General features: G+C 35.6%; 16 protein-coding genes and 1 pseudogene. 12 read left to right on the top strand and 5 right to left on the bottom strand.

Annotated features, from left to right (window positions below; genetic code table 11):
* Positions 1–486 precede the first annotated feature (486 nt).
* Entirely contained in the window at positions 487–2,115 is a 1,629-nt protein-coding gene (locus H6W52_RS00420) for an NADP-dependent glyceraldehyde-3-phosphate dehydrogenase (RefSeq protein ID WP_116098101.1), read from the top strand.
* A 301-nt stretch (positions 2,116–2,416) separates the two neighbouring features.
* Here H6W52_RS00420 and H6W52_RS00415 read toward each other — a convergent pair whose 3' ends face one another.
* Positions 2,417–3,247 carry an alpha/beta fold hydrolase gene (locus H6W52_RS00415; protein ID WP_116098099.1) on the bottom strand — a complete coding sequence of 277 codons (831 nt, stop codon included), beginning with the start codon at positions 3,245–3,247 and terminating at the stop codon, positions 2,417–2,419.
* Between the two features lie 130 nt (positions 3,248–3,377).
* Here H6W52_RS00415 and H6W52_RS00410 point away from each other — a divergent pair, with 130 nt between their 5' ends.
* The 5 genes from H6W52_RS00410 (at position 3,378) to H6W52_RS00390 (ending at position 8,124) form a co-directional block, all read left to right on the top strand.
* Complete coding sequence (locus tag H6W52_RS00410) at positions 3,378–3,881, top strand: RNA polymerase sigma factor (protein WP_076394552.1); 504 nt, start codon at positions 3,378–3,380, stop codon at positions 3,879–3,881.
* A gap of 10 nt (positions 3,882–3,891) precedes the next feature.
* On the top strand, positions 3,892–4,710 hold the full coding sequence (locus H6W52_RS00405) for a hypothetical protein (RefSeq protein ID WP_116098097.1): 819 nt from the start codon (positions 3,892–3,894) through the stop codon (positions 4,708–4,710).
* Positions 4,711–4,807: 97 nt separating this feature from the next.
* The gene (locus H6W52_RS00400; RefSeq protein ID WP_116098095.1) at positions 4,808–6,820 is read left to right on the top strand and encodes a M4 family metallopeptidase; all 2,013 of its coding nucleotides are present in this window, start codon (positions 4,808–4,810) and stop codon (positions 6,818–6,820) included.
* Positions 6,821–7,009: 189 nt separating this feature from the next.
* Positions 7,010–7,510: an RNA polymerase sigma factor gene (locus H6W52_RS00395; RefSeq protein WP_108409771.1), complete on the top strand. Its 501-nt coding sequence runs from the start codon at positions 7,010–7,012 to the stop codon at positions 7,508–7,510.
* A gap of 17 nt (positions 7,511–7,527) precedes the next feature.
* Positions 7,528–8,124: a hypothetical protein gene (locus H6W52_RS00390; protein ID WP_087710821.1), complete on the top strand. Its 597-nt coding sequence runs from the start codon at positions 7,528–7,530 to the stop codon at positions 8,122–8,124.
* Between the two features lie 48 nt (positions 8,125–8,172).
* Here the strand turns inward: H6W52_RS00390 and H6W52_RS00385 are convergent, their stop codons facing one another.
* Both H6W52_RS00385 and H6W52_RS00380 read right to left on the bottom strand, forming a co-directional pair.
* The gene (locus H6W52_RS00385; RefSeq protein ID WP_116098093.1) at positions 8,173–8,736 is read right to left on the bottom strand and encodes a YdcF family protein; all 564 of its coding nucleotides are present in this window, start codon (positions 8,734–8,736) and stop codon (positions 8,173–8,175) included.
* Positions 8,737–8,739: 3 nt separating this feature from the next.
* Complete coding sequence (locus H6W52_RS00380) at positions 8,740–10,221, bottom strand: S41 family peptidase (RefSeq protein WP_241277891.1); 1,482 nt, start codon at positions 10,219–10,221, stop codon at positions 8,740–8,742.
* A gap of 844 nt (positions 10,222–11,065) precedes the next feature.
* On the opposite strand from H6W52_RS00380, the gene H6W52_RS00375 reads away from it, so the two are divergent.
* Positions 11,066–12,163: an MBL fold metallo-hydrolase gene (locus H6W52_RS00375; protein WP_116098089.1), complete on the top strand. Its 1,098-nt coding sequence runs from the start codon at positions 11,066–11,068 to the stop codon at positions 12,161–12,163.
* Between the two features lies 1 nt (position 12,164).
* Here the strand turns inward: H6W52_RS00375 and H6W52_RS00370 are convergent, their stop codons facing one another.
* Positions 12,165–12,452, bottom strand: a complete 288-nt coding sequence (locus H6W52_RS00370) for a GNAT family N-acetyltransferase (RefSeq protein ID WP_087710810.1) — start codon at positions 12,450–12,452, stop codon at positions 12,165–12,167.
* Between the two features lie 268 nt (positions 12,453–12,720).
* Here H6W52_RS00370 and H6W52_RS21140 point away from each other — a divergent pair, with 268 nt between their 5' ends.
* The 5 genes and pseudogenes from H6W52_RS21140 (at position 12,721) to H6W52_RS00350 (ending at position 16,484) form a co-directional block, all read left to right on the top strand.
* Positions 12,721–12,927 carry a hypothetical protein gene (locus tag H6W52_RS21140; protein WP_194304365.1) on the top strand — a complete coding sequence of 69 codons (207 nt, stop codon included), beginning with the start codon at positions 12,721–12,723 and terminating at the stop codon, positions 12,925–12,927.
* A 24-nt stretch (positions 12,928–12,951) separates the two neighbouring features.
* Positions 12,952–13,122: a hypothetical protein gene (locus H6W52_RS21135; RefSeq protein WP_194304364.1), complete on the top strand. Its 171-nt coding sequence runs from the start codon at positions 12,952–12,954 to the stop codon at positions 13,120–13,122.
* 119 nt (positions 13,123–13,241) lie between these two features.
* Positions 13,242–14,135: a helix-turn-helix domain-containing protein gene (locus H6W52_RS00360; protein ID WP_116098087.1), complete on the top strand. Its 894-nt coding sequence runs from the start codon at positions 13,242–13,244 to the stop codon at positions 14,133–14,135.
* Positions 14,136–14,223: 88 nt separating this feature from the next.
* A pseudogene (locus H6W52_RS00355) lies at positions 14,224–15,218 on the top strand (aldo/keto reductase).
* Between the two features lie 75 nt (positions 15,219–15,293).
* Positions 15,294–16,484 carry an MFS transporter gene (locus H6W52_RS00350; RefSeq protein WP_108408941.1) on the top strand — a complete coding sequence of 397 codons (1,191 nt, stop codon included), beginning with the start codon at positions 15,294–15,296 and terminating at the stop codon, positions 16,482–16,484.
* 379 nt (positions 16,485–16,863) lie between these two features.
* On the opposite strand, the gene H6W52_RS00345 is transcribed toward H6W52_RS00350, so the two are convergent.
* The gene (locus tag H6W52_RS00345) at positions 16,864–17,961 is read right to left on the bottom strand and encodes a hypothetical protein (protein WP_185216370.1); all 1,098 of its coding nucleotides are present in this window, start codon (positions 17,959–17,961) and stop codon (positions 16,864–16,866) included.
* Positions 17,962–17,966: the final 5 nt, after the last annotated feature.

Below are 17,966 nucleotides of genomic sequence, written 5' to 3'. Positions count from 1 at the left end.
TAACCGCAAAAGATAATGAGAAAGCCCAGTTTCAGAATAATTAAAGCCCTTAAAAGCATAAAAATCAAAGATTTTTAAAACTGTTGTGTTCTTTTTATTCTTATGCTTATTATCTTTTATAAATGCATCAAAATCTTTTGTGGCTTTTGTGGTTAAAAAAAAGTGCTTACATTTTCAACTCGTAAATCTTTAATTTTTAACAGATTCTTCACTGCATCACGCTTCGCAAAATTCCATTCTGAATAATGGAGTAACTCTACTGTTTCAAGGTGTAACACATCAATCACATGAGTTTTTGTTTATTTTCAATACTTAGAAGATCACAGAAGAAGAAAATGATAGGTTTCTTTAATCTGGAAACGGAATGTTAATTTTTGTTTTAAATAGAGCAAATCTATTACGAAGGTCTTTTTAAAATCGATTTTTAGGTCTACCTTTAGTATAGACAAATTTTAACCTTACCAATATTAAAAAAATAAAAGATTTATGAGTTCAGCAAACAGTCCGTCATTTCATGAAATATTCAAATCCGAAAACGAAATTCCCGAAGAATATAAAGTTCCCGAAATTCATCAGCGGGAATACCTTCTCAATGGCGAATTGGTAGAATGGAACGGAGAGATGCAGAATATTTATTCTCCGGTCTGTATCCGTACAGAAAATGGTCTGGAGAGAAAACTGTTGGGAAGCATCCCGAATATCGGTCCCGATGAAGCCATGAAAGTTTTGGATGCCTGCGTAAAAGCGTATGACAACGGACTGGGAGAGTGGCCAACAATGTCTGTGGAAGGAAGAATAAAATGTATGCAGAAATTTGTATACTTAATGATTCAGCAGAGAGATCTTGTGATCAGATTGCTGATGTGGGAAATCGGAAAAACATTAGCAGATTCCACGAAAGAATTCGACAGAACGGTGGATTACATCAACCAGACGATTGATGCACTGAAAGATCTCGACAGAGAATCTTCCCGTTTTCAGCAGGCGGAAGGTACGATTGCCCAAATCAGAAGAGCTCCGCTTGGTGTGGTGTTAAGCATGGGACCTTTCAATTATCCTTTAAATGAAATCTTCACGACGCTGATTCCGGCGTTGATTATGGGAAATACGATTCTGTTTAAACTTCCAAAACATGGTGTTTTAGCACATTACCCTTTATTAAGTGCTTTTAAAGAAGCTTTCCCGAAAGGAACGGTAAATACGTTGTACGGAAAAGGTTCTGAAATTATTACGCCGATCATGGAAAGCGGAAAAGTGAATGTTCTTGCGTTCATCGGATCGAGTAAAGTTGCGAATGGGCTGAAAAAACTGCATCCAAAAGTTAATCGTTTAAGAGCGATTTTAAGTTTAGATGCTAAGAATGCGGCTATCGTTACAAAACACGCCAATCTGGATGTTGCCGTGAGCGAATGTATTTTGGGATCTCTGTCTTTTAACGGACAACGATGTACCGCTTTGAAATTGATTTTTGTTCAGAAAGAGGTGGCAGAAGAATTTACCAGCAAATTGACAGAAGCCGTTTCTGCCATGAAACCGGGACTTCCTTGGGAAAAAGACGTGAAAATCACTCCGCTTCCGGAAGTGAATAAGCCTTCTTATCTGAAAGAATGTATAGATGATGCGCTGTCGAAAGGTGCTAAAGTTTTAAATGAAAACGGTGGTTTTACAGAAGAATCTTTTGTTTTTCCGGCAGTGGTTTATCCGGTAAATCATGAAATGAAGTTGTATCATGAAGAGCAGTTCGGTTCTGTAATTCCGGTGGTTCCTTTTGATGATATCGAGGAACCCATCGAGTATCAGGTTCATGCAGATCATGGAATGCAGGTGAGTATTTTCAGTGAAGATGCGATGGAAGTTTCAAAATTAATCGATCCTTTTGTGAATCTGGTAAGCCGAGTGAATATCAATTGTCAGGCTCAGCGCGGACCGGACGTTTTCCCGTTCACCGGAAGAAAAGACAGTGCGGAAGGAACACTTTCTGTTTTTGATGCGCTTCGTTCGTTTTCAATCCGCTCTTTGGTGGCTGCAAAAGTTACAGATTCCAATAAAAATCTCCTGAACACGATTGTAAGAGATCATGATTCTAATTTCCTGAGTACAGATTATATTTTTTAATTAATGATCTTTTAATATGATTTTGATACTTTATTAAAAGTTAACATGAGTAAGAGTTTTTTTTAAACATATTAGTCACATAAGATTTTATAATAATTTTAAGCATTATTAGAACACATTAGTTTATAAAAATCTTCGATTTTCTTCTTTTAAGCAATTTGATTATTCTTAAGCCTAGCTTTATTTTTTGCGGCTTAATTTGAAATTAGTTAAATAACGACCATAAAACAAAATCCGCAATCTGAAAGGACTGCGGATTATTTGATTAGTAAAAATCAAAAACATATATTTGGAAGAAAAGTTATTTTTCCGTTAAAAATCTGCTGATAATACTGTTTAAATCATCTGCGTGGGTTACATTTAAACCGTGAGGCGCACCTTCAATGATAACAAATTCATTATTGGCAATTCCCTGTGCAGCCTGTTTTCCCGCAGTATCAATCGGAACAATATTATCCGAGTCTCCATGAACAATCAGTGTTCTTACGTTAACGTTGGCTAATTCGGGACGGAAATCTGTATTTGCCCAGCTTTCAGCACATTTTATGGTGGCAATAGGATTCGCGAAAGAAGCAATTGCCCAGTCGAAATCCAGTTGTTTCTGGCTTACAGGCTTTGAAAGCATTCCGAAATTATAAAAATCTTTGTGGAAAGATTCAAGGAAAGTGATTCGGTCTGTTTTCAGCGCATTCATTATCTCGTCCAGTTTTTCCTTAGGAACTCCGTCCGGATTGTCTTCTTTCTGTTTTACAATCGGAATGATGGATGAAATTAAAGCGACTTTGTCTACATTTTCTGAACCATAATTCGTTAAATAACGCACGACTTCTCCACCTCCCATAGAAAATCCGAAGAGGATAACATTTTTAAGGTCTAACTGTGAGATGATTTCATAAAGATCTTTTGCCAGTCCGTCATAATCGTATCCGTCATAAGTTGGTGAAGATTTTCCGAAACCTTTTCTGTCGTATGCGATCACGCGGTATCCTAAATTTAAAAGTACCGGAATCTGCATTTCCCACGATTTTCCGCTTAAAGGCCATCCGTGGATTAAAATAATGGGTTGTCCGGATCCGAAATCTTCATAGTAAAGCTGAACGTTCTGATCGTCCTGTTTTGTAATGTAAGGCATATTTATATTTTTGGTGTTACTGATGAATTTCAAATATTAAGCCATAAATAACAATGTGGTATGTAAAAATTTAAAACAATTATTGTAACAAAATGCAGCATTTCCTACTAACTGAAGCATAGCCTAAAAAATGTCTTTACTGGAAAAGGAATTCTTAGAGAAAATTGAAAAGCATAAAGGAGTGATTTTCAAGATCTCGAAGATGTACATGGATAATCCCGACGATCAGAATGATCTCTATCAGGAGATCATCTATCAGGCGTGGAAATCCTACAGCGATTTTCAGAAAAAAAGTGAATTTTCCACATGGCTGTACAGAACCGCCCTTAATACCGCCATTGTCTTTCTCCGAAGCGAAAAAAAACGTAGTTTTATACAGAATCAGAGTATAGAAAATCTCCGTGTTCAGCAGGAATCTTATAATGATGCAGAGGATAGGAATATGAAAATGATGTATGAAGCGATCCATCAGCTAAGTCCTATTGACAAAGCGTTGATTTTTTTCTATCTGGAAGATTTTCCGGGAAAGGAGATAGCCAGACAACTGGGAATAACGGAGGTAAATGCAAGAGTGAAGCTGAACCGGGCGAAAACAAAACTGAAAGAAATTATCGAAAAACAAACGGCTCTCTAAACTATAAGGTATGAAATTAGAAAATTTTAAAGAACTCTGGGAAAAAGATCATCAGGAGCTTCCGGAAATTTCTTTGGAAAAGCAGAACGAAATACATTCGCCACTGGAAATGATCAGAATCAACATGAAAACTGAATTCTGGCTGATGATTCTCACGCTTCCTATGCTTTTAATAGGATTTCCTTTTGCAACGGAAGATTTTAATGTAAAGACAATTTCGATATTAGTCGCTGTTCTTACGTTAGTGATTATCATCTATTTTTATTCAAGATTCATTAAGCTGTATAAAATGCTGAAAAAGACAAGTATTAATACCAATTATGATCTTTTCAACCTCAAAACACAACTTTTGGTTTCTAAGGAAATTTATATTTCATACTACATCTCCTATATTCCTTTAGCCTTTGTTTCTTCTCTTGAGCAGATTGATTTTCAGTTTAATATAGATTACCATTTTGCTGTTTTTGTCGTCAGTTTTTTGATCGCCATTTTTGTTTTGTTTATTTTAATAAAGTACTGGATCTACTATATGTACGGAAAATACATTGAAGATGTTGTATGTCTTGTGGATGAACTTAATGGCGTTGAAGTAGAAATGAAACAAAGAAAAAATAGAGATAAAACGTGGTTTGAACGTTCCCGGAAATATTTCATCAAAAAATTCGGAATTAAAGGAAATATCCTGAACACAGTATTGTGGTTTACTTCCGCTTATGTTTTCATTATTGTATTTTTAACGATTGTCTTATTGGCGGTTATTCTAATCGGCGCAAAGCTTGATTTCATCGACTTGCATATCCTTCAAAAAGCTTTAAACAAAGGGAATTAAAAAATAAATATTCTTAATTTTAATAGAATTGCTGTCTTTTTTGTAACAAACTTTATCTTTTCCTACTAACTGTCAGATTTAATCAAAAAAGAATAATATGAAAAAGACAGTTACAATTGTTAAAGCATTGATTTTTTCATTTGCTATCGGTATTGCACCGCTTTCTCTGGTAAAGGCTCAGAAAAAAGAACGTACAGAGCTTTCTGTGAAAAATTTTCCTAAGCGTATTACTACTTCATCAATGGGAAATTTCAGTGCTGATTTCAGCGGGCAGAATATTCCTTCGGATTATCTTATTAATTATTTAGGGGAGTGGCTGGGAAGTAATGGAGATCATTCTTTTTCACTGGTAAAAACTGCTACGGATGAATTGGGAATTAAACATTCATCTTTTCAGCATTATTATAAAAATGTAAAGGTTGCAGATGAATTAATTCTGGTTCACGAGAAAAACGGGATTCTTACTTTTGTAAACGGAGAATTTACAGACAATATAGATTTACAGATCTCACAGCCGCTTACGAAATCCGAGACAGAAAATATCGTAAGTAATGATATGAAGGCTCCGAATCTCTCCTTTACCGATTTTGAGCAGGTTATCACAAAAGTAAATTCTGCTAAAGGGGTAAAGCTATATTTTGCATCTCAGATTAATGCACTTTCCCTGAAGGCTCTGAAGAGTTATTTGTACTATGTAGATAATGCAACCAAGCAGGTTGTTAAAAAGTTAGAAAAGATTCATCAGCACAATAATGAAATCATAAACATCGCAAAACCTTTTGCAGATACTTCTTCTACAAGTGCCACTTTCTATAAGGGAAATCAGCAGATAACTGTGGATTCTTACAGCGGATCTTACCGATTGAAAGATAATGCGAGAAATATCCATACTTTGAACGGTACCAACTGGGACGGAAACGGAAATACTGCAACCGGTGAGCTTACAGGTGCGATTACTGAATATACGAGTACAACACCTAACTTCACGACAGCAGATACAAAACCTCCTGTTGAAGTTCACTGGGCAATGGCAAAGGCTCATGATTACTATGTGAGCAGACATAACAGGAATTCTTATGATGGCAACGGATCCATTGTAAGAAATTATTACAATATCAATTTTGCAAGTGCAGGACAACCTGCGAACGGAGTAAATGCTGCCGCAATCGATACACAGGGGATTGTAGCGATGGTTTATGGAAACGGCGTTTATCAGGGTTTATCAGGATATTTTAGCCCGTTTGTGGGAATAGATGTTGCAGGTCATGAATACTCTCATTTAATGGTGAGCCGAACAGCAAATCTTGCTTATCAGGGCGAATCAGGAGCTTTAAACGAATCTTTTGCAGATATATTTGGAGCATCAATAGAATTTTATTCTAATATCAGTCCGAACTGGACGATTGGTGAGGGGATTCCGAACCCGGCTCTGGGCTTTACATTTTTAAGAAGCATGTCGAATCCGAACTCGGGTCCTGCAGCATTGGGGTCGCAGCAACCGGATACTTATCAGGGAACTTATTGGGTAGATCCCACAAGTGCTACGGATAATGGGGGAGTTCATACAAACAGCGGGGTAGGAAACTATTGGTTTTATCTTTTATCAGCAGGAGGTTCCGGAACAAATGATATTGGAAATGCATTTAACGTAACAGGAATTACGATCCAAAAAGCCGAAAAAATAGCGTACCGAACACTTGCGAACTATCTTACTGCAAACAGCCAGTTTATAGATGCTTATACAGCCAGTAAACAGGCGGTTACAGATCTTTATGGAGCAACAGGTAACGAGCAGCAGCAAAACGTGAAAGCATGGTATGCAGTAGGCATTGGCAATGGGCTTCTTTCGACCAATGAAGTTAAAAATAATTTAGAGAGTCAATTTAATGTTTATCCAAATCCTGTTAAAAACGGAGTGTTCACCATTGAAAATACTAAGAATGATGCAACCTTCGAAATTTATGATGTTTCAGGAAAACTGGTAAAACAGGATGAAAAATTAAATAAAGGAACCAATAAAATTAATATTTCTGGGTTCCAAAAAGGAATTTACATCATTAAAATTAGTGTAAATGGTACTGCTGTTTCTAAAAAGATAGTAGTAGAATAAGTTTTCAGCATCAAAAAAAACACAATGAATGCCCGGCGGAATATTTCTGCCGGGTTTTTTGTTAAAAAAAATCTTTAAATGTTCTATGTTACCCTGCAACTAGAATTCTACGAAATGTTTAAACAGATTTAAATAAAAAAACTGTAACATTTTTATAAAGGGCAAACTAATTCTATAGAGCGTAAAATTATGACCTCATTAGAACACGAATTTTTAAGAGAAATAGAAAAACATAAAGGAATCATTTTTAAGATTTCTAAAATGTACATGGACGAAAAAGAAGACCGCGATGATCTTTTTCAGGAGATCACCTATCAGGTCTGGAAAGCGTATCCCAAGTTTAAAGGAGAAAGCGAATTTTCGACCTGGCTGTACAGAATTGCCCTGAATACAGCCATTATTTTCCTTAAAAACGAAAAAAGAAGAAGCTTTATAGGAAATGAAGATTTTTCGGAATATAAAATCATTCAGGAAGAATTTGATCATGAAAAAGAAGAAAAACTGAATGCCATGTACAAAGCCATTCATCAGTTGAATCCTATTGACAAAGCTTTTATTTTCTATTATCTCGAAGATTTTTCCGGAAAGCAGATTGCCGAACAGATGGGGATTTCCGAAGGAAATGTAAGGGTAAAAATGAACCGCGCCAAAAACAAGCTGAAAGATATCTTAAACGCAAATACACAATAACATTTAAATCAGACATCATGAATATAGACGACCTTAAAAATACATGGAATGAAGATCATTCTTTCGACGAAACCCCTGAAATAAGCATTGAGCAGAAAAACAGAATCCATCTTCCGCTGGAAAAAATCCGTAAAAATATGCGGATGGAATTTTGGTCTACCGTGGCTATTTTCGTTTTTGCTTTTGCCTTAATTGCCGTCTGTGCAGGATCTTTTAAGTTTAAATTTTACATCACGATTCTTATAGGATCCATGGTTTTTGTAACCTTTTTCTTCTACAGTCAGTTTTTTAAGCTGTATAAAAACATGAGCGAGACGATGATGAAAACGTATGACAGTTTGCAGGATCTTTTGCATCAGTTTAACCTGAATAAGCAGTACTATCTTTCTTTTTATCTGTCTTTTGTGCCGTTCTTGGTCTGTGAACTTATTATCGTCCTCGAATTTATTCCGCGACCGGTTCCTTTAACGGATATGCAAATTGCCATCGCGCTGATTTCTACCATGATCATCACCATGCCTTTGCTGTTTTTACTGGGGAAAGTCTGGTTCAATGGTTTCTACGGAAAATATATTAAACAGATTGAAACGCTTTTCTCTGAACTGAAAAAATAAATTTTTCTTGGTTTTCGGCGGCGAAGCCGCCGAAAACCAAGAAAACCTTTACTGCGTATAATAAGCCGGAAATTCACGCAAAATCGAATACAGATCCCGCCATTCAAAATAAGCCGGACTTGCTGAACTTACATTTTCAAAACCTTGATCTTCAAACAGTTTTTTGGTTCGGGTAACATGAAAATATTGGGAAACAACGATAATACTCTTAAAATGTAACTGAGGCTCAAGATTAAGCGTGTTTTCAACGGTTAATCTTGTGTTATCTCCTTTATTGTCAACGATAATTACAGAATCAGGAATTCCTTTACGAATTAGAAATCCTTTCATTTTATCGCCTTCATAGAAACCCTCTTTTCCCAATCCGCCACTCACGAGAATCTTTTGGATTCTGTGTTGCTGATACAACGCGATTCCGGTTTCCAGACGTTTTTCAAGCCTTGTTGATAAAGTCCCGTCTTCATTCACTTTATTTCCCAGAATAACGGCAAGATCGGCACGTTTTCCCTGATCAGAAAGACCATCGGTAACAATATAAATGGAGTGAATGATAAACCATAAAAACAGAGCAGTAGCTATGATTTTTAAGATTTTTAAAATACTTTTTTGCATTAGTTATGGGTTTTTTTCTTTTTCAATTTCAGTCATGATCCAATCCAATTGAGGATCTTTTTTCTCAAGAATATCCTCCATGGTTTCAGAAACTTTTACATCCGGAACAACCCCCTTTTTAGTATCAGTAAACGTAATATTGGGCTGTACCAGAAGAACTCCAATGGGCAGATCGATCTTGGAATTAGGCAGTGTCTGATAAGAGTAAAATCCGGCAACCGTACCGTCATTGGCTCCGCCGGTTTCCTCACCCACAAGAACTGCTTTCTTATCATTTTTAAGCTTTGAGGTTAAAATAGAAGATGCTGAAAAACTCGAGCCATTAATCAGCACAAAAACTTTCCCTTTAAAAACATCATTTTTGGGTTTGGATACTTTGTCGGCTCTTGTTTTGTAATAAAATTTGCCGTCTTTTTTATAAGTGCTGAAAGTCTGTCCGAAGAAAAATGCAGGATACATCAATGTTTTGAAAGCATACTGCAAAAAACCGGATTTTCTGAAATAATTGGTTTTCAGAGGCGACGATTTCGAGATTACCTGTGACGGTTTTATCAAAGTATAAGGTTCAGAACTCAGGTAAGAATACAGATTATTAATTTCTTCAAGCGAACCGCCGTAATTGTTCCGAATATCAATAATTAAATATTTTGCATCTGCTTTTTTAATCTTTCTGAACGTTTCTTTATAAAACTTTGAAGAAAAAACACCCGAAAAACTTTTCACCTGAATGTAAGCAACCGTACTGTCCTGATCTAAAAATTTAAAATTCCGGTTATAAGAATTGCTCAAAGCAACGTAATCATTCACTTTTTTCTCCTGCGTCCGCTTTTTGTTTTCCTTGTCTTTCTTAAGATCCTCGTCAGATTTTGATTCCCTTGTGAGTTCATATGTCCTCTTTTCCCCATGATAAACCGTTTCCAGAGTTGCGTGGTCTTCGTAGCCTTTTTCTGCAACATAATAATTGAAGAAAACATCCTTCAGGAAATAAGGCTGAAAAGTCGTGTTGAAACCATCACTGCTGATGAGTTTTTTATACCGTTTAATATATTCAGAAACAGGAACCTTATCGATCGAGAGAATTTCTGTTCCCGGCTTTATATTTTGGATCGAATCTTTATTTTCGATAATGTAAAGCCTGTCGTTTTTCACATAATATTCAAAACGGCTGAACATTCCTTTCTTTCCTTCCAGCGTTTTAATTTCCTTTTTGCTAATTCTCTTGGACGGAATTCTCAGCGAAAGATGACCTTCACGGATTTCCGCAATCACAGGCTGCAATTTAAAATAAAACTGAAGCGGCGTAAGCGGTTCCTGAATCGTTTGTTTAAGACTGTCAAACTTAAAATCAAGTGTTTCCCTGGTGATGTACCAGTACAGATTTGGGTGCGTTCCCTTCAGTTTAGAATAGGCAAAATCAACATCCTCTTTCAGTTTTTCGGGGGAAATACATACTTTCTGCTGCTCATTATGCTTTTTTACAGACACACAAGAGCATAGCGAGACAATTAATACTAATATGAAATAATTTCTGAGGCGCATTTTCAATTTTACCAATGCTAAAATAATTACTTTACCCCAATGAATTGTTGATGTTTACCATAAACAACTAAAATACTTAAAATTTTAACATATTTCAAATTAAATAAAGCATTTTGGATTTCGCCAGTTTGTATTAAACTTGTTTAAACTAATTTCAGAATTAACCGCAAAAGGGACAAAAGATGATGTTAAAGCGAATTTCCAAGATAATCAAAGCGCTCAAAAGAATAAAAATCAAAGATTTTTAAAAACTATTGTGTTCTTTTTCATTTATAATGATCAGCTTTAAATAAAAAATTTAGTAGATCTTTTGTGACTTTTGCGGTTAAATAAAAGTTTAAACAGACTTATTATTAAAATGAAGTCGTTTAAATTCATTTTAAATTTAACCTCAAAAGGTATGTTAATATGCAAATTATTTTTTAAATTTGTTTAAACTATTTTTTGGGAAAGCTATTGTTTATCCCGTTCAGACAGGCGAAACCCTGTCTGTATTTTTATTTTCTTCATAATTGATATTGAATTCTTCCTCTTTTTTCCATTTAAGTATTCAGCTTAAACAACTAAAGTGTTACAATCTTTTGCATCTTTTGCGGTAAAAAAGTTTAGACAAGTTTAATAAATGAAACGCAATTGCGAACAAAAAACATTCACAAAAACTCCGAAAAAAAACTTTGTGAAACTGACGTTAAAAATAATCGCTAAAAATTGTTCAGATAAAAAATAAAGGAATTTCAGTTTTAAATCGTCATAGCTTATAAAGTCATACATTTGACAATTATTTTAAGAAATGGTTTATACAATTATTGCAGTCGCAGTTTTAGTGGTTTTATTATATTTTGTAATAACAGGACAGGAAGTCTTTGGCGCGGAAGCAAAAGGAGAAAGATTGAAAAGAATGCAGCAGTCCGCTCATTACAGAGACGGTCAGTTTCAGAACCTCAGCGAAACACCTTCTCTTGCAGAAGGATATTCCATGCCGAAAGTAGTGTTCGATTTCTTTTTTGCTAAAAAAAATCCGCTTTTAAAGCCACTGAAAAATATTCCATCCATTCATACAGATTTAAAAAACCTTCCTAAAAATGAAGATATTTTTGTGTGGCTGGGACATTCTTCGTATTACATTCAGACCGATGGCGTTTCATTTCTTATTGATCCGGTGTTAAGTTCTTACGGTTCGCCGTTTAAGTTTTTTAATAAGGCCTTTTCCGGAGCCGATATTTTTAAGCCCGAAGATATTCCGGAGCTTGATTATCTGTTGATTACCCACGATCATTACGACCATCTGGATTATCCTACGGTAAAAGCCATTAAAAATAAAGTAAAAAAAGTCATTTTACCATTGGGAGTCGGTTCACATCTGGAAAGATGGGGTTATGAACCGGAACAGCTCATCGAAGACGAGTGGGGAAGTGAAGTTGTTTTAAAGAATGATCTTAAAATAATTTATACCCCTGCAAGACATTTTTCAGGAAGAAAAGTAAAACGAAATGTCACACTCTGGACTTCCTATGTTCTGGAAACTCCAACAAAGAAACTGTTTTTAGGCGGAGACAGCGGCTACGACACCCATTTCAAAATGATCGGTGAAAAATATGGATCTTTCGATTATGCGTTTATGGAAAACGGGCAGTATAATGAAGCATGGAAATACATCCATGCGTTGCCGGAAGATGTTATTCAGGCAAGTATTGAGGTAAAAGCAAAAAACATCATTCCGGTGCATTCGTCCAAATTCGCATTGGCACTTCACGCGTGGAACGAACCACTGGAAAAAGTAACGAAGCTCGGAAAAGATAACAATCTTAATATTTTAACACCCATGATCGGCGAACCTGTTGATCTGAATGCTTCAGATAATAAGTTCAGAGTTTGGTGGAAAGATTAATTTACGCGTGCCAAATGTCTTTGTATCGGGCAGGATGATTTTCAAACTGCTGTCTTACAAAATCACATTCAGGATCTACCAGAAGATCTTTTTCTTCGGCATAGCGAACAAGTTCATCCAAAAGCATTTTGGCGTAGCCTTTTCCTTCATGCTCCTCTTCAAGTTTGGTGTAGTAGACAATTAAAAGTCTGCCGTCGATCTCAATGGACATATAGCCCGACTTTTTTCCGTCAATAAGTATCTGCAATTCATCCTGATACGGAGATACTTCAAATTTTATATTTTCCATACGATTGAGATTTTTCGGTGATTGAAAAAGATTGGAGAACTTTTCTCCTTTTAAAATTACAAATTAAAACTGAAATCTGCTAAAATTTTAAGAATTTTTAAAACCGTTAAGAAAAATTTATGAATAGATTATAAATGTTAGTAAATCAATGATTTATATATGGTTTGATGATCTTTAAAAATGATTAAAAATATTTTGGCATTCAAATTGAAAATTTCTGTACAGTAGAATTTAAATTGAATGAAAGATAAAAAAGTTAATCATAATAATGATGTTGGTAGGAACCTTTGGTTTATCCTACGCACAGACAGATTATTATAGCGATTACAGAAGAAGCATCTCAGATGTGAACTGGCAGAGCGTAATTTCAGATCTGGTGCTTTCAACAACACAGGCAAACCAGATTTATGCACTGAACAATCGTTACAAAGATTATGATTCCTGGAACAGAGTATATGATAATAATCCTGATTGATGGAGAAATGACCGTTATGTAGAGTTGGAAAGGATTTTAGGAAGGGATAAATATGCTAAACTTAAAAACAGATATTATAAAGGACAAAATCCTGTAGCAGTTTACAATAGAAATAAAAATAATGACAAACGCTATAAACACATGGATAAAAAAGCCAAAGCTTACAGGTACAAACACGGAAAAGGTCATCATTAAAACCAATTAATCAATTATATTTAATCTTAAATGGCTGGTCGAAAGATCAGTCGTTTTTATTTTATCTATAATGATTATTTCATCATCATATTTATGTTTGAATTTTATAATTTTGAAGCATGGAATCTAATGAAACTGTAAAAGGATTTTATCAACGCGTCGGTCTGGAGTGCATCAAAACTCCCGGAGTTGGACATTTTAATGTTTTTTCACGCGAAAACTGCTCACTCATTACGCCGTACAGCAGAAGAGATTATTATAAAATTTCGTTAATCATAGGGAAAGGAAAACTGCATTATGCCGACAAATGGATCTATGTGGATAGGCCTGCTTTGCTTTTTTCGAATCCGGTAATTCCTTATTCTTGGGAAGCAGAAGACAATGATCAGAAAGGTTTCTTCTGCCTATTTACAGATCATTTTGTGCATGACGGAAACCGTCTGGGAAATCTTCAGGATTCCCAGCTCTTCAAAATTGGCGGAACTCCCGTCTTCTTTATCAATGAAGAACAGCAGAAAACCGTTGCCGATATCTTTATTAAAATGATGAACGAAATTCAGTCCGATTATCTTCATAAATATGATATGCTGCGTGCTTACCTTCATCTTCTGATCCACGAAACAATGAAAATGCATCCTGCGGAAAATTTTGAACCTTATCAGAATGCTTCGCAAAGAGTAGCTTCCTTATTCATGGAATTGCTGGAAAGACAATTTCCGATTGACAGTCCCGAAAGATTTTTAAAACTTAAAAGTCCGGTAGATTATGCCGAAAGTCTTTCCATTCACGTCAATTCATTAAACCGTTCCGTAAAGGAAATTACGGGAAAAACGACAAGTCAGCAGATTGCGGCAAGAATTATTCAGGAAGCTCATGCCTTATTAAAACATACCGACTGGAATGTCTCTGAAATTGCCTACGGATTAGGCTTTGAAGAACCTGCCTATTTTACCAATTATTTTAAAAAACAAACCGGAATGACCCCCAATGCAGTAAGAACTGCGCTTGTTTGAATTTTATAATTCTTCGTTTGAATTCTATATTGAAATCATTCTTTAGCTGTTATAATTTTGTACTGTAAATTTAAAATCACAAGCTATCATGAAATTTAGAAAATTAGGAAACACCGGAAAAGAATTATCAGCCATCGGTTTGGGATGTATGGGAATGCTTACGGACCCACAGATGAACAGGAAAGCATCAAAACCCTTCATAAATCGCTAGATCTGGGGATCAACTTTTGGGATACAGCCGATATGTATGCCAACGGAGAAAATGAAAAATTAATTTCAAAAGTTTTGGTTCCGAACCGTGACAAAATTTTTATCGCAACCAAATTCGGATTCCGTTTTAAAGACGGACAAGCCGGTCACAGCGACGCTTCGGGAACGTATTTTGACGGTTCGCCGGAATGGATTAAAAAGGCAGTAGATTTAAGCCTTCAGCGCCTCAAAATTGATGAAATCGATTTGTATTATGCGCACAGAGTAGACCCGAACATTCCTGTGGAAGAAACGGTAGGTGCAATGGCAGATTTGGTAGAGGCTGGAAAAGTAAAATATTTAGGTTTATCCGAAGCTTCTGCGGAGTCGATCAGAAAAGCACATAAAATTCATCCGATTACCGCGCTGCAGTCAGAATATTCCCTGCTTACGAAAGATGTCGAGCGTGAAATTCTGCCTGTAATCCGTGAACTGGGAATCACTTTAATTCCTTATTCACCTTTAGCAAGAGGACTTTTTTCAAATATTAACGAAGCTCAGAACTTTACGGATGGAGACTTCAGAAAGTCTTTACCGCGTTATCAGGAAAAATATCTTGAAAATAACAGAAATTTAGCTCAGGAGATCAATGATTTTGCGGCTTCAAAAGGCGTAAAAGGAACTCAGCTTGCTTTAGCATGGGTTCTGAATCAGGGAGAGGACATCATTCCGATTCCGGGAACGAAACGCATTCAATATCTCGAAGAAAATATTGAAGCAGCCAAAATTGAGTTTTCAGAATCCGACCTGAAAACTATAGATTCTATATTAAAAAAATATCCCGACATTGGTGAAAGATACAGCGAAGGATCAATGAAATTAGTCAATAATTAAAATTGCATGAATTCAGATTTTCAGGATCTTTTTCCGGAAATCTGGATTTTCAATTGATAATTTTTAACATCAGCAATGGTTACCCTTAAAGAAAAAAACAAATTTATTGCTACGGTTTTAGCATTTGCCGTTATTCCGATGTCCGGACTGGCAACGGATATTTATCTGCCTTCTATGCCGAGTATGGCAACGGAACTGCATCAGACGGAAAGCAATATCCAGCTTACTTTATCCATATTTTTAATCAGCTACGGTCTTACCCAGTTTTTCGCCGGAAGTATTGTAGATTCTTTCGGAAGATATAAAGTTTCCATGATTTCTCTGGCACTTTTTGTCGCCTCTTTTTTAATTACCGCTACAACGCAGAACATTTTTGTGATCTATGCAATGCGTGTTTTGCAGGGTGTTTTGTCGGGTTTCGCTGTCGTTGCCAAAAGAGCTTTTTTTGTGGATGTTTATGAAGGAGAAGAGCGGAAACATTATCTCAGCATCATGACCATTGTATGGTCGGTAGGACCTATTGTTGCTCCGTTTATCGGAGGATATCTGCAGAAAAACTTCGGATGGCAGTCAAATTTTTACGTTTTGGCAGGATATAGTTTACTGCTGCTGATTCTGGAATTTATTTTTTCCGGTGAAACCCTGAAGAAAAGAAATCCATTTCATTTGGAATTTCTGATTAAAGAATATAATTCCATGTTTAAAGCTAAAGATTTTTTCTACGGAATGATTATGTGCGGTTTGAGCTACTCGATGATTATGTTTTTTAACCTTTGTGGTTCCTTTATTATTGAGCATAAAATGGGCTATTCCGAAGTTGTGGCAGGATATGTTTCTCTCATTCTGGGTTTTGCATGGATGACCGGAGGATTTTTAGGAAAAGCATTAATTAACAAAGCTTTTTTACCGAAAATAAGAAACGCTAACTTTATTCAACTGCTTCTGATTGCTGTTATGTTTGCAGCTTCGTATTTCTCCAATAATATTTACAGTCTGGTTGCTTTTGCTTTTTTAATTCACGTAACAGCAGGATTTATTTTCAACAATTATTTTTCCTACTGTATCGGAAGATTTCCCAATTCTGCCGGAATTGCAGGTGGTTTAACGGGTGGAGTAGCCTTCATTATTACTTCAGCATTAAGCTATGGAATTGCCGCATTCATAAAACCTCAGATTCAGCTTCAGGTTGCGGAAGGCTATTTTATTCTGGGACTTTTAGGACTGTTTATTTTAAGCATGATTAAATTCAGAAAAGCTCATGCTTAAAAGTTTATATTTAAACTTGTTTAAACTAATTTCAGAATTAACCGCAAAAGGGACAAAAGATAATTTAAAACGAATTTCCAGAGTAATCAAAGCGCTCAAAAGAATAAAAATCAAAGATTTTTAAAAACTATTGTGAGCTTTTTCATTTATAATGATCAGCTTTAAATAAAAAAATAGTAGATCTTTTGTGACTTTTGCGGTTAAATAAAAGTTTAAACAGACTTTTTATTTAAATTTTCTACGACATAGTTTTCATAATAAATCCTCTCATTTTCGGGAGGATTTGTTTTTACCTTTCATATTTTAAAGTAATTTTTAAATAGAAAAAACCCCTTTATGAAAGGAGCTTCTGTTAAATTATGAATAGATAATTTCTTGCTTATATTTGTGTGATTGTGTATGTTCCTGTTGCATCGAAATTGATACTGAATTCCATTTTGAAATTTTTAGGTGTTAACGTTAAATTTGGAATTGTTATACTGCTTCCATTTACATCAAAACTTCCATCACTAAGATTATCGCCTAATTGTTCACCATTATTTAAAGTAATTACAAATCCTGAGAAATTTGATGAAGTAACTCCGGAAAATGTTATGGTAAATTTATTTGTTGCTACATTGTAAGTAGTGTTAGATACAATTATAGACGAACTGAGATTACTCGTTGAAGGATTTATATTCTCTGTTGAGACGATAGAATACATTCCATAATTAGAAAGACCTATTCTATAAAATCCATTAGAGGTGATATTAAAACTGCTTCCATTCGCTATTAAATTATTTTGATTATCTGATCCATAAACCTGCGCAGAAGAATTTTGTCCAGCTATGAATTTAATTTGTGTATTTGCTGGAAAATATTTGTATCCTGTTTTCTGATTAGAAGAACTATTTCTAAGTAATTCAGCAGAAGAGGCGTTAAAATTATTATAAGTTCCGAACATATAAAGATTTGCAGGAAATGTAGTATTTGATGATCCAGACGCAACAGGTAAATTTAAATTACCGGAGTTATCAACTCCCAAAATATAAGTTGTTCCATTAGGAGAAGTTAGCGTAATTCCCTGTCCTGCTCCTGTTACAACTGTTTTACTCACCTGTGCATAAGGCACACTCATCAACTGATTTACCCCGACATTCGTATAGTTAGAGCCTCCTGCAGGATCCATTTCCACTTTTACAAATTTGGCGTTGGTTCCCCAGTTGATTGCTCCGAAATTTCCTGTCGTAGCCGTTCCCTGTCCTATGTTCAGGTTTACCAGACCTTTGGCGTTGGTAGTTTTGTTTTGAGTTTCTGTATATAAAACCGTTCCGTTGGCTGCATTATCCAGAATGCTGATTCTCAAAGAAACGTTTCCGTTAGCAATCGGAGCTCCTGCTGCATTGAAAGCAATCGTCTGATAGCTGAAAGCCTGCGGAACCTGTGCGCTTACTAAACTTGCTAAAAATAATCCTATAGTTGCGTAAAGCTTTTTCATGTTCA

This window comes from Chryseobacterium sp. C2(2020) (genome assembly GCF_014218915.1).
Lineage (GTDB): Bacteria > Bacteroidota > Bacteroidia > Flavobacteriales > Weeksellaceae > Chryseobacterium > Chryseobacterium mucoviscidosis.
This window is presented reverse-complemented; position numbering and strand designations above follow the sequence as displayed.